The organism is Kitasatospora sp. P5_F3, assembly GCF_054049135.1.
In genome coordinates this window covers 1-428 of record NZ_JBFUMY010000218.1, presented here as the reverse complement: position 1 = coordinate 428, position 428 = coordinate 1, and the positions used below count along the sequence as shown (strand labels likewise).

At 67.4% G+C, this 428-nt stretch carries 1 protein-coding gene; it reads right to left on the bottom strand.

Annotation, left to right across the window (positions count from 1 at the left end):
• Positions 1-428 (bottom strand): NAD-binding protein (locus tag ACXJMZ_RS37445; RefSeq protein WP_457034444.1); only part of this gene is annotated, 428 nt, incomplete at both ends.

Below are 428 nucleotides of genomic sequence, written 5' to 3'. Positions count from 1 at the left end.
ATGGTGATGATGCGGTCGGTGAGCTGGAGGACGGCGGCTTCGGGTTCGGTGTAGTTGAGGACCCGTCGGCCCCGCACCACCGCGACCACCAGATCGGTGCAGTCACGCGGACTGTGCCCCGCCTCGGCCCTGGTGACCGGACGCTCCACCACATCCAGCCCGTTGCCGTACGTCAGCAGATCCTCCATCACCGCCCCCGCATGCGGACTCAGCATCGACATCCCCAGCAACCGCCCCGCCGAACTGGAGCTGGTCACCACCACATCCGCACCGCTCTGCCGCAGCAACGGCGCGTTCTCGTCCTCCCGCACCGCCGCCACCACCGTCGCATGCTTGTTCAACTGACGCACCGTCAAMGTCACCAACACCGACGTGTCATCCCGCTCCGGAGCAACCACCACCCGACTGGCGGAAGGCAGTTCCGCCCG